Annotated in this window: 10 protein-coding genes; 2 read left to right on the top strand and 8 right to left on the bottom strand. The window is 36.2% G+C overall.

The window, feature by feature from the left end; genetic code table 11:
• Window positions 1–182 (top strand): hypothetical protein (locus tag HMPREF9699_RS04205; protein ID WP_002662678.1); only part of this gene is annotated, 182 nt, incomplete at its 5' end.
• Here the strand turns inward: HMPREF9699_RS04205 and HMPREF9699_RS04200 are convergent.
• Window positions 183–3005, bottom strand: a complete 2823-nt coding sequence (locus tag HMPREF9699_RS04200) for a M16 family metallopeptidase (RefSeq protein ID WP_002662677.1) — start codon at window positions 3003–3005, stop codon at window positions 183–185.
• A gap of 114 nt (window positions 3006–3119) precedes the next feature.
• Window positions 3120–3593 (bottom strand): 23S rRNA (pseudouridine(1915)-N(3))-methyltransferase RlmH, encoded by a 474-nt coding sequence (locus tag HMPREF9699_RS04195; protein ID WP_002662675.1) that lies wholly within the window; start codon window positions 3591–3593, stop codon window positions 3120–3122.
• 32 nt (window positions 3594–3625) lie between these two features.
• Between HMPREF9699_RS04195 and HMPREF9699_RS04190 the strand changes: the two genes are divergently transcribed.
• Window positions 3626–4555: a YihY/virulence factor BrkB family protein gene (locus HMPREF9699_RS04190; RefSeq protein WP_002662673.1), complete on the top strand. Its 930-nt coding sequence runs from the start codon at window positions 3626–3628 to the stop codon at window positions 4553–4555.
• 319 nt (window positions 4556–4874) lie between these two features.
• On the opposite strand, the gene HMPREF9699_RS10785 is transcribed toward HMPREF9699_RS04190, so the two are convergent.
• The 6 genes from HMPREF9699_RS10785 to HMPREF9699_RS04160 form a co-directional block, all read right to left on the bottom strand.
• Window positions 4875–6398 (bottom strand): hypothetical protein, encoded by a 1524-nt coding sequence (locus tag HMPREF9699_RS10785; protein ID WP_002662672.1) that lies wholly within the window; start codon window positions 6396–6398, stop codon window positions 4875–4877.
• Window positions 6399–7220: 822 nt separating this feature from the next.
• Window positions 7221–8918 (bottom strand): amino acid ABC transporter substrate-binding protein, encoded by a 1698-nt coding sequence (locus HMPREF9699_RS04180; RefSeq protein WP_002662670.1) that lies wholly within the window; start codon window positions 8916–8918, stop codon window positions 7221–7223.
• A 41-nt stretch (window positions 8919–8959) separates the two neighbouring features.
• A complete protein-coding gene (gene bshC, locus HMPREF9699_RS04175) occupies window positions 8960–10549 on the bottom strand; it encodes a bacillithiol biosynthesis cysteine-adding enzyme BshC (protein ID WP_002662668.1) in 1590 nt (529 codons plus the stop codon).
• A gap of 11 nt (window positions 10550–10560) precedes the next feature.
• The gene (locus tag HMPREF9699_RS04170) at window positions 10561–12501 is read right to left on the bottom strand and encodes a putative porin (RefSeq protein ID WP_002662667.1); all 1941 of its coding nucleotides are present in this window, start codon (window positions 12499–12501) and stop codon (window positions 10561–10563) included.
• 226 nt (window positions 12502–12727) lie between these two features.
• Window positions 12728–14260 carry a BamA/TamA family outer membrane protein gene (locus HMPREF9699_RS04165; RefSeq protein WP_245946064.1) on the bottom strand — a complete coding sequence of 511 codons (1533 nt, stop codon included), beginning with the start codon at window positions 14258–14260 and terminating at the stop codon, window positions 12728–12730.
• 208 nt (window positions 14261–14468) lie between these two features.
• A complete protein-coding gene (locus HMPREF9699_RS04160) occupies window positions 14469–15626 on the bottom strand; it encodes a T9SS type A sorting domain-containing protein (RefSeq protein ID WP_002662663.1) in 1158 nt (385 codons plus the stop codon).
• Window positions 15627–15669 lie beyond the last annotated feature (43 nt).

The following is a 15669-nucleotide window of genomic DNA, read 5'->3' as shown; positions in this document are numbered from 1 at the left end:
GTGCAGAAATGGACCAGCACGGTGCAGAAATGGACCAGCACGGTGCAGAAATGGACCAGCACGGTGCAGAAATGGACCAGCACGGTGCAGAAATGAATGCATTTTGCCTACCTAAGGTAGGCAAGATTCAAAAAGGATTCCTTACCGATGAAAAAAAGATTTCTCCTCAATTATCCTCCTAATCAATAGCCGAAAATATCCTCTAAGGTGAGTACTTCCACTTCTCCTACACCGTGGAGTTCATGCCATGGTATAGCATCATATTTCCCTATAAGGGCAGTATTAAAAACTAAATTTTCAAATGCTTTTTGGTACTTTTCTTTTAAATCAGAAAGTGAGGTCTCTTGAATTTCATTATACATCGATATACGAATATCCTTATCTACGCCCAATCTTTTAAGACGATGGTGAGAAAAGAAAATATTGGCACGAACGATTCTCCCCGATGCGATTTTTTTCAGTGCCGAAGTTTTGGCATGGTCATATTGTAATGCTATTTCTGGAAAATCACTCATCAGTTCATGAATGGTAGCCAGTGCCAAAGGCAATTTATCAGGCTGAGTGCCTAGATAGAGTGAGAAATAGTCGGGTTCTTCCTTCCGCGTAGCCGTTTGCTGTGCCACGAAACAAGAATACGCCAAGCTCTTCCGCTCCCTGATTTCCTGAAAAACGATGGATGAAAGCCCACTTCCAAAATATTCATTGAACAGATTTACTTTTCCGAATGCCTCTGGTGTTACCGCTTTTCCTTTTGCCACTTGGAAAAGTTCAGTTTGCACCATATCATATTCTACGAAATAAGTCTTGCCCTCGGTTGGTGGGTTTTCAAACGCTTTCGGAGCTGGAATTTCTTTGGTAATAGGAGATAAAAATTGGTTTAAAAATTCTTCTAATGCCTGTCTACGATTTCCATAATAGAAAATTTCAAAAGGATAGTCTTTCCATTGTTTCGCATTCTCCGTAAGTGATTTACATGAGATAGATTTCAATTGTTCTGATGACAAAACAGCTCTGAATCTAGAGTTTTTACCATATTTAGCATATTGTTGCAGTGCATTAAAAACTTTGGTCTTATCTTGTTTTGCAGCAGTTCTACTTTCCTCTATGGTCTGTACCAAATTATGATATACCGCCTCATCTGGCTGTGCATTTTGCAACCAATGCCATAGTAATTCTATTCCTTTTTCCAAGTTTTCTTCTAACCCTATCATGCTGATATTCATCTCATCATGACCTGTTTTAAAGTCCACCTCTATCCCTATTTTATAAAATGCCTGCTTCAGTTCATCGGCAGAATATTGGTCAGTGCCTAAATAATGTAAAACCTGTGTTACTAATCCCAGCTGGGCATCATGATCTTTACCAAAAGGAAAAATAAAATAAAGCGAAGCCAAAGCATTGTACGGATTTTCCACAAAGCTGAACGCTCTCCCCTTTACTTCGGAAACAGAAATTTCTTTTTGATAATCAATAAACTTAGGGCTAATTTCTTCTGTTTTCATCGCGATGATTTCTTCCAAAAACGGAGATGCTTCCTGGGTGTTTAGTGTAATGGGAGTAATTTCGGGCTTATCCACTAAAATCACTTCCTCATTCTTCCCATCTTCCTTATATACTATCACGAAGTTGTCTCTAAAAAAATCATTGGCAAAATGAACCACCTCTTCTTTGGTAATTTCTTCATAAATGCCCAGCTCTGCCACTTCTTCTTCCCATGACTGATGCCTGATAAAAGTTTGGTATAGGTTGGTCGCCAGTCCATTCGCTGTTTCCAGCTCCTTAATCCTTTGGACTTTAAAATCATTGATAATGGTAGTAAGCATATCCTCTGGAAATTCCCCTTTTTTCACTTTTTCTAGTTCCTCCAAAAGCATGGCTACCCCATCATCCAATGTCTGATTTTCTTTAGGAACGATGACCATGGAAAATACCGAATATTCATTATGCGAAGAGAAATAAGCCTGCCCGAAAAGAGCTTTTTGGGCAAAATTAATATTAAGGTCTATCAGTCCGCATGCTCCTCTATTGGTCAAAATATTAGTAATCAAATCCAAAAGCATCACCTCTCTATTCTTATACCCAGCACCTCGCCATGCCAGATGTACTCTAGGGATAGATGGGCTTTTCACCGTTCTTTTCTGAATCTTTTCAATGGGTTTTTCTATGACAGGTGCCATTAGTGGCAAATCTTTGCTCTCCATTTTCCCAAAATACTGCTGTATGAGACGGATGGTAATATCAAAATCCAAATCACCTACCATGATGATGGCCATATTATTAGGCACATAATAGGTATCAAAAAATTTCTTTATGGCTTTAATAGACGGATTTTTAAGATGTTCTGCCTTCCCCAAAGTGGTTTGTTGCCCCATCGGGTGGGTAGGAAAAAGCAGCTCCCAGAGTGCGTTATGAGTAAGCCTAGCATCATTATCCTGAGCCCTATTAAACTCTTCATACACCGTTTCTAGCTCAGTATGAAAAAGTCTTGGAATGATTTCAGAAAATCTTTCAGCTTCTATTCTGAGAAATTTTTCCAGTTCATTACTTGGGATATTATTTTTATACACCGTTTCTTCTAGCCAAGTATGAGCATTCGTCCCTGTAGCTCCAAGTACCGAAAGGCATTTATCATATTCATTGGCAAGGGCATATTCACTAGCTTGGAGAGAAATTTCGTCTATTTTTTTATAGATTTTTTTCTTTTCTTCATCGGTATTGGCTTGTTTATGATATTCATAGAGTTCCTCTATTTGGTCTATACATTCTTTTTCCTTCCGCCAATTTTTTGCACCTATTTTAGAAGTTCCTTTAAACATGAGATGCTCTAGATAATGTGCCAGTCCTGTATTATCCTTAGGGTCATGATTACTACCTGCTCTCACAGCAATGTAAGACTGAATTCTAGGAGCATCAAAATTTTGGGCTAGATATACGGTAAGTCCGTTTTCTAAAGTATAAATGCGTACGCCATGTTCATCGCCATCTACGGTAATATAATTTGACATAAGTTTCTTTTAAGATTGAAGTTAGAGATTAGAAATTTATACACTATAAGGCTAGAAAGTTAAAAGGTTATATGTTTAAAAGCCTACTGCTTACCGCCTATAGCTTACTGCCTTCTAATCATTATGATATGGCTTTCCTTGTAGGATTTGGTCGGCACGATAGATTTGTTCAGTAATAAACAGCCGAACCATCTGATGGGTAAAAGTCATCTTTGAAAGTGCCATTTTTTCATTCGCCCGCTGATGAATTTCTTCAGCTACTCCCCACGCTCCGCCAATAAGGAAATTCACTTTCTTAACGGATACGGACTGCCAGTGGTCTATTTTTTTGGCAAACTCCCTACTGCTGTACTGCTTACCTCTTTCATCTAAAAGTACCACCATATCTCCTGTATCTATATGCTGAGCAAAAAGTTTCGCTTCTTCTTTTTTAATCTGGTCTGGGCTTAAATTCTTAGCATTTTTTACATCAGGAATTTCTATGAGCTGAAAATTCCAGTGTTTGGGAAACCTAGTGATATAATAATCCAGCTGCTCACGGAAGAGCTTCTGGTCTGTTTTCCCGATGCAGACTAAGTTAATTCTCATTTCTTATCTTTGTGGCGGCAAATATACGGCGAATGAAGTTTAAAACCCCACGATTTATAAAACGACTTTACCATTTTTTAAACGGTATTCATATTCCATTTTTGGGGGTTTCTTTATATCAAATTTTTAAAATCTATATACAAGGTATTTTTCGTGGAAATATTGGGAGAAAGGCAGGTGCCATTTCTTGGTCTTTCTTTTTTTCACTGTTTCCTTTGTTACTATTCCTATTATCCGTATTACCCTATATGCCTCATTATGAAAAACTTCAGTTTTATATTTTCGATGTATTTCTGCATAATATCATCCCGAGTTCTATGGAGAAAGATATCATAGGTTATATTAAAGAAAATTTGATTACCAAAACTTCTTCACTGAGTAATCTTACCATTATCCTAACGCTGATTTTCGCTACCAATGGTACTTTTGCCCTCATAGACGGATTTAATGATGACACCGAAGAAAAACATCATGATGTAAAAGAATATCTCATCGCTTTTGGTATTACTTTAGGCTTTGTTTCGGCACTATTCCTCACCCTTTTTGGCATCTATTATTCAGAAGTAGTACTAAAACTCTTTGAGCCCAAAAGTGCCTTATCATGGTTCGTAACCAATCTTACCAAAATCATTGGACTCGTTTGGTTTCCCTTACTTTATTTCCTGATGCTTACCTTGTTTTACTGGGTAGGAACGGCAAAGATTACGCGTTTTAAACAGGCCATACCAGGAGCTTTACTTACTACCGTATTATTCTTTTTAACTACCTTTTTATTTGCTTTTTATGTGAGTAATTTCGCTAGGTACAATGTCCTTTACGGCTCTATTGGGAGTATCATTTTACTCATGCTTTGGATTAATATCAATGTCTATCTTCTTCTTTTTGGTAATGAACTCAACATCGTCATCCGAAAAGTACGAATAGAGAAAAAGAAATCTGACGAAAGAAAAAATACAAAATAGAAAAGCTGTACAATGTACAAAGTAGAATGTATAATGATTTTAGAAGTTGGAAATTAGAATTTGGAAGCTAGAAACCAATCGCTCAAATTCTACTGCATGTATGACCCCAGCGAAATCTAATATGTACAATAATAATATTTTTTTATACAACCTATTCAAGGTCGCATATTATACACAATCATATCCCATGCTATAGACATACGACCTCTTAGAGGTCTATGTTTTAAAAAAAACTTTGCCAAAATCTTATAGATTTTGGCAAAGTACAAAAAGTATTACAATAAATTTAAAATACAAATACTTTTATAAAAACTTCAAACTATAATCCAGAGCCAAAAGCACCCGTACCATCTAGCATATTGTTTCCGCCCACACTATATGCCCATATTAAATTGCCATTAGCATTACGCGTACAGAAACCGAATACTCCTACTTGTTTTCCGTTTTTCATAATGGTCTTGTAATGGATTGCTCCCTCATTAGAAGCAGTACAATCACTGGTAGTATCGGTGGCTTTCATTACAAATTGACTGGTTTTCAGCACCCCATTTTGATCCGCTACTACTACACGATCTCCTGTGCCTTTCAAATCCCCAAAACGGATTTGTCCTTCTTCTGTATGTATAGCTCGGTTAATTTGCGTTCCTTTATTTACATTATCTATCTTTAGACCATACATATTCTTTATTCCCGTAACGCTTGAATGAATCCGAAAATCAGAGTGAGTACCAATTAAATTTTCTATTGTACCAGTAAAATTAGCCGTTACCTCACCTATATTTCGTGTTAAAGCAGCGTGAGTGATAGTATTTGTAGAAGCATTTGTAATATTAAGATGATTTCTAGTACCATTTGCTACTGCAATTTTTCCGGTCCCTCTTGGAGTTACAAAACTAAAAGTACCTTCCATATTACTTATATCAGATGATGTTCTAGTACTTGCTTGGTTATAGGACCCCACAATTCTACTAGCCGAGCCATTATTTATACCAGCATTATTATAAACTCCCATAACAGCAAAACTAACCCTGCCTGAACCATAATGTTCCGCATTATTTACTGCAGAATAAAGACTTTGTATGTCTTTTGTTAAAGATTCGTTTGTCTGCAACTTATTAACATTTAACAGAAATCTATTAAAGGGAGATGTATTACTATTTCCATCAACTACAAATAAATTGTAATTCATTTGCTTTTCTTTGTAAGTAGGATCTACATAGTTTTGTGGAACTTTATCTACATATTGAATATTTAGATTACCTGAATTTCCAATATTGCTAGTATTAACATCTGTAAAAGATTCTATCGTATTCGCGGCTGAGTTCCAAGTACTAATAGGTCTTTGTACTTTAGGCGTATTTACTAGTCCACCATTTTCCGTATATTTTACTGTATTTTGGATATCATTATCCACCAATAAAATATCTTTGTTGGCTTGCTTTTGCCATATTTGTTGAGTAACTTCACTCCCCGCTTTCACCCACTCAGTACCATTATAGAAATAATACCCTTTTTCGGTAATCTTCGCTACTCTATTATTTACTGTAGCATCACTTCCTGCGGTGTAAGTAGCATCCGTAGCATACACCAAAGTACCTTCTACTGGCGTAGCAATATTAGCAATTCTCGTTTTGCTTAGCTTTGGGGCAATAATCCCTTCGTTCGTTTTTGCCTCTACTCTAGCGTTATCACTATTCGGCTGTACATCCATCGTAGCACTTGGTGTTACGGTGTTTATCCCTACTTTACCCTTGTAAGGGTCTTGCTGCTGTTGCTGTGCGTAGCCATAGGTCATAAAACCTAAGAACGCTAACACACTGATCTTGATTGTTGTTTTGTTCATAATTTTAAATTTAAAAACGATTGTTATTTATTATTAAATGATTCAAAGATTAAAGGATTGAAAAAATTAAAAGATTCCGTTCGTTTCGATGATTTCGATAATTTTGATTTTTTAGATTCTTTAGACTCTTTAATTTCTTTCCTTTTTTTAGATAATTTCTTATTAAATCCCTATCCTCCCAAAAAACAATTAGTGAACTGTACAAATTAGAAGGGAGACACTGATATCGTATTGATTTTTGTAAAAGGTTCTGGTGAAGGATAGGGAATGTACTGGTACAGGTCTCTCCTCTATGGGGTAACAAATAACTATGATGATGACATAGACACAAACAAAATTGCCCCCTTCTCAATGAAGGAGGATATAAATTAAAATATCCGATATTTGCTCGCTCTAGATTTTTTTTATAGATTCCGCGTACACACGCATATTTATATATACTTAGCGAAGGTAAGTGTGTGTGTGTGTGTGTGTGTGTGTGTGTGTGTGTGTGTGTGTGTGTTTACACAATCATTTGAATTGACCAAATTTTTGGCCCACTTTTTTTCAGTATTTTTATATGTATTGATTGCGTGTAACATAACGAGGCAAAGATAGATAAAGTTTTCTAATACACAAAAAGTTTTTTATAAGTTGTACAAGACACAAATTTTAGATGTTGGAAATGAGATATTAGAAATTTGAAGCTATTTACATCTAACATCTTCTTCTAATTATACAAGTTTAAAATATAAGCAACATAAGATTTCCTAATGTTTTCATTCAAAAAAAACGACCTCCGTTTTCTGAAGGTCGAGTGATTATCTGTAAAATCTAATATCATTAAGGCATTAACCGTACTATTCTGAATGCTGTATTTACAAAAGCACCGTTTTTCTGAATGCGTTGGTAACTGAATTTAGTTGCTAAATGCGTTTGTTCTTTGCCCATATTGCTAAAAATATCACCTCTACTATTTTCCCGAGTGAGGATATCATTCATCACATCATACCCTATTACGGCATATTTTCCTGGTGTTTTACAATATTTACTTTGGTAATCTGAAAGGATTTTTTTCTCTTCATCTCCAGAGGTATTAATTTTTCTGTCCATCAGATATACTAAATGGGTAGCTGCCAAAGCATCACTTTTTTTCTCAAAAGTAGGATCATAGACCATGGAGAAAGCTTTGGTTCCAGGAGCTTCACTAGCGAGAGCTATCATTTTATCTGCAAATTGATTCCCCATATCCCCCTCATTAGAAGTGAGAATAGCGAGTACAGGAGCCACTTTTCCTGTCATCATATTTACATCTGCTTTAATTTGAGACGGATGACTTACAATGTTTATATCTACCTTAGAATGAAGTTTTTTGGAGAGTTCCTTTTGGATATAGCTCACTGTTTCCTGACTGGCATTGCCTACGATGAAAATTTTCTGATTAGAATAGACCGCTTTTACCTCCTCTACTATTTTGTCTGCATAAAATTTTTCGTGCGTTTCTACAATGATGAGGTTAGAATATCCGTACAGGTCTTCCGAATTAGCAAAAGGAGCTACCATAGGGATTTTTGCCTCTTTCACATAGTCTAGTGTTTCTAGAATATTAGACTTAAAGAAAGGGCCAATAATTAGATCTGTATTATCTTTATTAATTTGTCTCAATGCTTTCTTAAAAGAAGACTCACTTCCTGCATCAATGACATTGATATTCATTTTCATTCCTGCTTGGGCATTTCTTTCTATCGCTAATTTAGCCCCAGATAGAAAATCTACGGATAGATTTCTGTATTTGGTGGCATTGTCGTCATAACCAAAAGGAAGAATGATCACCACATTCAGTGCATCATCATTTTTCTTAGAGTATGCCTTTTCTGCTTTTCTGAGTTTGAGAATCACTCCTGCTTTAAGTCCTTCTTCTAAAGAGGGATTGAGTTTTACTAACTCATCTAATGAAGTTCCAAATTTATTAATGATTCCAAAAATAGTATCACCACTTTGGACGGTGTAAGTAACAAAATTGTCATCAGAAATCCCCGTTCCGCTATAAGTTTGTAGAGGTGCTTTTACAGGGGCAGAAGAAGCCTGAATTTGAATTTCATAAGCCGAATTCTGGGCGTCATCATCTGCATATTTCCTAATCAAATCCGCTGGGATATTAACCTTAGCACCTATTTTTATTTGACTTTCCAAATCGGGATTCAGTTTACGGAGCTTATCTTCAGAAATCTTATATTGTTTAGTAATTCCGTAAATGGTTTGTTTCGGTTTTATAATGATGTATCCCAACTCAGGGCGGATATTATCTGGTGTTTTAGCATTCGCTTTCTTCATTTTTCCTTTTACCTCTATATCCATGCCCAGATTAAATCCATTCTTTTTAATCGAAGGATTGGCAGCGTAGAGTTCTTCCAAAGACATTCCGTGTTTCTTCGCTACGGAATAGGGGGTGTCTCCTTTTTGGATGGTATAAGTGATAGTTTGTGCAAAAGCATTGTGCATCAATGCGAAAGCGAATAAAGTAACGGTTTTTTTCAGCATGATTAATGTGCTTATGTTCGTACAAAAGTATTCAAATATTTTTAAATCTCTGCTATCCACAGCGTTGGTTTTTCGGCTGGGTCTAATGCTTCATAGCATTTTTCGAGCCAATTTTTTCCTTCTTCTGCATAAAACACAGAAAAATTCCATTGTCTTTCTTGCCAGTTATGGTGAGGATGCACTTGTGCGTACAGCGTAGTCAGTCTCTCTATTTTCTCGGTATTTTTTTTCTTCTCGGCACGCCAAAGCCGTTTTTTCATCCGCTGGAAAGATTTGGTAAGCCTTTGTTTCTCTGCTTTTACCAAGTGAGCAAAGGTAATATCTGTGGCCCCCGCGTTTTTTTCTATTTGGTCAAAAGCCAAAGCAAGGGTTTTCTCCTCAGTTTCCAATATTTGGGACAAATTTTCATTGATGCTGATTTGCCCTTGGATAAAACGCTCTAAAGGGAGAAAAATGGCAGCGTAAGAAAAACCATTTTTTTCTATTTTTTTTACTACTTTTTTATTGAGCCAAAGCATAGAGTGGCGTGGAATGAGAATGGGAAAAGGAAGGTGGATAGCATTAAAATAATCTTTAAGCTCTAACCAATAGGCGATTTCTGCATTACCGCCAATATAAGCAATATTCGGTAAAATGCTTTCTTGATAAGCAGGTCTTAGTACCGCATTGGGACTAAATCTTTCGGGGGAATCTTGGAGTTCCTGAAACATTTCCTCTTTCGTAAAAGAAAGTGCTCCATCTGCAGTACTGTATTTTCCGTCTCTGAAAAGGATTCTTTCTCTCTTTTCTTTAAGATAAAAAAGATTAATCTCCCTAGGATTTACCTGTACTTTTCCATAGTGTTGCTCTATGTATTCTCTTTGCTCTTTCGTGGTTTTATAGAGGGTGTTTTCTTCAATTTCTTTCCTAAAAATGGTACGCATGCTACACTTCAGCTCGGCATCATCTCCATTGAGAATGAGCAGTCCGTACGATGAAAAGAGTTCTTGGACGAGCATCTGGGTAGATTCCGCCAAATTTCTTCCAGAAATGTAAGCCTTTTTTGCCAGAGCAATAATTTCCTTCCCCAGTGGTTCATCTTTCAATTCCTTCTCTAATTCATGAATGAAATCTATGTTTTCAGGCACTATTCTTCCTACGGCAGTTCCTTCTTTAGCCTGAATGGAATAAGTGTTTTGGGAGGTTTTAAAAGATTGTATTTCTTCCCAATCATGGTCTTCCGTTGCCATCCAAAAAACGGGAATGAAATATTGGTGGGGTATTTTTTCATTCAGAAAAGCAGCGGTTTTTATGGTTTGAAGAATTTTGTAAATGAAAAAAGCAGGTCCCGAAAGAAGATTGAGCTGATGCCCTGTGGTAATGGTAAAAGTATCTTCATTACACAGTTTTTTAAGATTTTCTTTTTGCTGGGAAGTGAGCGGAAGTTTTTGCATCTGTCTATGGAATGTTTGTACTATCCTCTCCCTTTTTTGTGTAGAAAAAAAATGTTTCTTCTCTTTAATTTTATGGTGGATGGTCTCCATGGAGAATAGGTTTTCCTGAAATTGAGGAAGTTTTCCTTGGATGAAATCTTTCACCAAAGTAGGAGTAGTATGTAATTCGGTAAGAGGAATCTGTGCAATCGTTTTCATGCCTAAAAAAATTAGTGAACAAGGTACCACACAATTCCTAAATTCAGTCTAAAGTCTTGAAAAGGATAATTGGGTGCGGTATAATTTTTATTTTGGGTAAATGTAGTTAAGATATTTTGCCCTTCTATAAAAATGAACATTCTTTTTACTTTGAAATTAAAGTACACATCTACCACAGGTTTTCCACCCACGGCAAATGGTATATCAGAGAGCTGAAATTCATTGAGCAATGGAAAATATGCTCTAGATGAAAAAGAATTAAAATAATGTACTTTCATTCCCGTTTGTATCTCTGCAGCATTCTTTAGCACTTTGGATTGGTAAAAAATATTTGCTCTTGCTATCATTTCGGGCAGTGGTAATAGGGCGGATGAGCTAAGTACTTTCTGAAAATGAAGTCTGGTATTAAAGTAGAAATTTCTGTATTTCAGCGTAGTCTCTCCTCCTACTTCTCCAATGGAAAGAATATCTACTGCCTGCTGAGGGATGCCCTGTGCGTCTAGATAGGTGTAATTACCTACATTTTTAAAATGGCCATAAATTTTGGAATTAAACCAAGGCACAGCTACCGTACCTCCTACAGATAAGCGGTTTTCATGCTTAAGATGTTCATGAAAATAGGCGTGTTTAGCATACGGAGAGGCGTTAAACATCAGATTGAGAGAAGGGTATGCCGACTGGAAATGAATATGACCCTCTACCCAATAATTAGGGATAGGTTCTAATTTTACGGTATGCTCTGAAGAGAAATAATTTCCTAAGAGACTTCCTCTAGATATTTCTGCATTGGAATGGAGATGAAGTAAATCCCAAAGCTGAATACTGAGATTTCCTACTGCCCCGATTCTTTGCTCTGACTTCTTAAATGGTAATGAAATGGTAGCTGTTTCTGAGGCATCTGCAAAACCTAACTGTATCCACTGATGCCGAACGCCTGCGTTTAATTTAAATTTTTCATTGTCCCAAACTAAAAACAATGCGTTAGAAAGATTATTAGAATATTTTCCTGTATTTGTGGGGTAATTGATCAGCTCGTTGGCATGCGTATAGTAAAAATTCTGTGGTGTAGGTTCTCCATAGTAGTATTTATTCAGCTGATAATTAAAAATATGTTTTAAATGAAAAGGAATTTTAGCATCATTAAAAGGAGCCAACTGATGAGAAAGGTAATATCTTCTCATGGAAAAACGGGTGTTGGCATCTTGGAGACGCGTGAGCAGATTGGCTCTGTTACTGATGGTGGACGCTCCAGAAAGGAAAAGTGCATTGTCTTGGATACCCCCATTTTCTTGATTTCTTATATTCTGGTCTAAGAAATGAGCGAAGAGTTGGTATTTTTCATTTTTTGATTTATAATGGGTGGTAAATAAAACATGATTACTCACTGCCAATTGATTAGAATAATCCCCTAAGGAACGAAGTCCCATATATTGAGCACTGATATTGAAATTTTTTCGGAAATTCTGGGTATAGGTAGAGGTAAGTGCCACACCATTATTCACCCCATTATGATAAATAAAACTGGTGGTAGGGGTTTTTACATCATAATACCGAATGTCTTTAGGTGCCAAGAGAAAATAAGATTTATTGGTAGGCAGTACTGCTAAGTTGTTCAGGGGGTGATGTTTAAAAATAAGAGGATTAAATCCTGTTCCAATGTTAGAAAAAGGAATTCGCCCGAAATTATCTTGATGATTGTATTGTGTAAAAACAAAAGTTTTGTCATGGGTGAGAACAGTATCCAAATGCTTTCTTTCTCCATTTTCAGTAAAAATCTGATAATCAAATATAGTAGGCCTAAAGATTTTGAGCGAATCTTTTTCGTTTTTATTTTTTACTATTTCTTCGTTTGGAAGGATAGTATCATTCGGTATGGCCGCATTCTTTTTAAGAATTTGTCCTTGAAAATGAATCATACCTCCAAAAATCAATGTTACGAGTAAAAGTCTCATTGAGCAATCAAGTTAATATGCAAATGTAGTAAAATGTAATTAGATGAAAATAGAGATTGTACCATGTACATTTTAGAAATGAGAAGTTAGAGATTAGAAATTAGAAATTAGAAGTTAGAAAGCTAAAATGTTATAAGGTTAACTACTATAGGCTAATCGCCATACGCCAACAACCTACCACTTTCTGCTTATAACTTTTTTATTATCAAAGAGATTTGTATAAGCTTTAAAATTTGGTAATGATTCCCCAATGAATTTTGGTATCGGAAAAACGGGGAGATTGTGGAGTAGTAGCACCATTAGAAATCTGAAAACTCATCAATCCAATAGGAGAAATAAAATGAAACCCTAATCCGAAGCTGTACAACTGGGGGCGAAGATGAAGCGTGTTATTTCTTATCTGTCCATACTGACCGAAAATATCAAAAAAAGACGCATTGCCAATGAGATAGCGGTATTCTATTGTTCCGAAATAATAACTTTCGGCAGCGAGAATATTTTCATTAAAGCCTCTCAATGAGTTCCATCCGCCCAATCTGAAAAGTTCATTAAAAGTGATTTCTTGGTTAGATTTTAACCATCCTCCTTGTATCTGTGCATTCAGCCAATGATTTCCTCGGATATGAAAATTCCTTTCTACCTTACCGAAAACGCTCAATTGCCGAGCAGAAAGATCCTCTTTTTCATAGTAATTATTAAAATATTGCCCTTCTAACAGAACATGGGTGGTGTGCTGTAGTAGTTCTATTGCTGTGGGCTGTGTAAAATGATAGGTAAGCCCTATCCCTTTTTTGCTGTAATCTCTAAACTGTGCATTATTTTCATTCAGGCGAGTGGAAACTTCTAAGCCCCCTTTGACTCCTATTTTTTGCCAATTATTAATATTATAAAATAAAGTAGGGGAAAACTTTACATTAGCAAAATCTTCATTTTGTCTAAAAATATTCAGCTGAATATCCGTCCCTAGATTGCTTCCTAAAAGATAAGGGAAATGAAGTAAAACATTAAAAGTCTGAGATTTTTCAGGAGTTCTTTGCCAATAAATCCCGAGGTTTTCAAAACTATTAAATGTATTTTTGAACTGTAAATTTACTGTTCCACTGAAGTTGATTTTATCGGTTTGGTCATTAGCAAAACCCACCATCGCATCAAAAATGTTTACTTTTTTCTTTTGTAAGAATAGATAAATCTGAGTAGAATCTTTGGAAAAAAGCGTTTGTGGAGGTCTTTCTAAAGTGATGAGAGGGTGATTCTGTAAATCTCTTTGTATGGCCAATAAAATTTTTTCAGTATAGGGCTGGTGCACATATTCCTTAGCCAGATTTTTCATGAATCTGGTGGGAATTTTCTCATATCCTTTCGGGATAAAGCCATTGATATGTCTTTTTTGGGCAGGCACTATGCTGAGCTTTACCTTTGGGATTTGGTTTTCCATTCCTTGAAATGAAGTTTTTATCCTATTAAATACAAAACCCTTCGCTTGGTATTTTGCATGAATAGATGCTTTTAGAGAATCTAAATTCGGTGTAAGCATTCCATTTTTCAGCATTGAATCATGGAGTAAAGAATCAGAAAAAAAGACTTTTGCCCTTTGAAAATCTTGTCCTTTATCATAAAAAATACGGATTCCAGTACTGTCTTTTTCCACCTTGTTCAGTTGTAGAAAGTAGTATTTGTTTTCTGCCAATGAATCTAAAAAACGAGCTGCACTGAGGGAATCTTTTGCTAATGTTTTTTTATGTGTATGGATGTCTATCAACCAGAAATCTTTTTTTTGGGCTTTTATTGTCCCAAAAAAGAAGAACATTATCCATAAAAAAAGTAAGCTCCACTTCCTATTCATGAAACGAAAATAGGGAAATATTTTTAAAAGTAAATGATGAACAATGGAGGTTTTAAGGCGTATTTTAAAAATACATCTTGATAAAAAAACGGCTATCCTATAGAAGAATAGCCGTTTTTCCAGTTTATTTTCGGATGACTTTTTGGGTAGCAGTGCTTCCATCAGTATATTCTATTTTGATATAATATACACCTATAGGAGCATTTGTCATCAGGATTTGATAGTCTTTTATTTCGGTCGGAATATTTTTTCCAGAAGCATCAAAAACTCGAATATTCTTCACAGTTTTAGTTGTATGGAGATGGAAGATACCTTGTGAAGGATTCGGATAAATGGTAGCTGTATCATCAGAAGAATGATGAGTTTCCGAAGTATGAAGTTGGTCTATTTGGCTTCCCTCTACGCTAAATGAAAAATGCGAGGCAGTGGAAGACCAAAATCCGTTTCGGTACCAATTGGCAGAACTGAGTTTGCCATCTTTCACCTGCTGCCAATACCAGCCATTTTGAGAAGATGAAGTAGGTACCCCTACGGCTATCCAATATTTTTTATTGGCCTGTGCATGCAGTGGCTTGGACAATGCTTTTTCCATATCAATGGTGATGTAATATCGGTCTCCATTACCTCCTAAATTATTTGATTTATGAAAGCTCAATGCTGGAGAGGATAAAGGAAGGACTCCTTCTGCTAATTTATGCCCATGTTCAGGGGTGCCATTAGGAGTATTATTCCCATTGTCTTCGAAAATGTAAAATTGAATTGCATTAAAAGAAGGATTTTTTACAAAACCATGGAGCTGTATTTTTTTGATTTTGGTAGGTACGCTGAACTCAAAATCTTCTGCATATAGACTGGTAATACTACCATTGATTATACTTGGAAAGCCTTTAGGAATTTTTGTTTCCCATTGTATGAAGGAGCTTTCATTTTGTACATGTCCTACTCTAAAATCGGCTACCGCGTGCACACTATATCCGCCACTGTAACTTCCTGCTACGCGTACAATTTGGTATTCTCCGGGAGTATTGGCCGTAGTTTCCCAAGTATAATTTCCATAGATATAGCTAGTCCAGTCCAGCCGTCCTTGTCCTGCGGTAATATTGCCTCCTTTTCTTACATGGCACATCCATTGTGAGCCATCGTTTGGAAAGTTTTGTGCATTGATGGTAATCTTTTCACCGGGTTGATAAATCGTCTTGTTCAGAACCATTACAGGGTCTGCATTCTGAGCGTACAGCATCTGTGTAGCTCCCAAAACGATGGAAACTAATGTCTTCTTCATATTTTTTAATTTTTAAGGGGTGCGAATTTAGGAAATGTGAGTT

Source organism: Bergeyella zoohelcum ATCC 43767 (assembly GCF_000301075.1).
Lineage (GTDB): Bacteria > Bacteroidota > Bacteroidia > Flavobacteriales > Weeksellaceae > Bergeyella > Bergeyella zoohelcum.
Note: the sequence above shows the minus strand (reverse complement) of the source record. Positions and strands in the feature narration are given on the sequence as shown.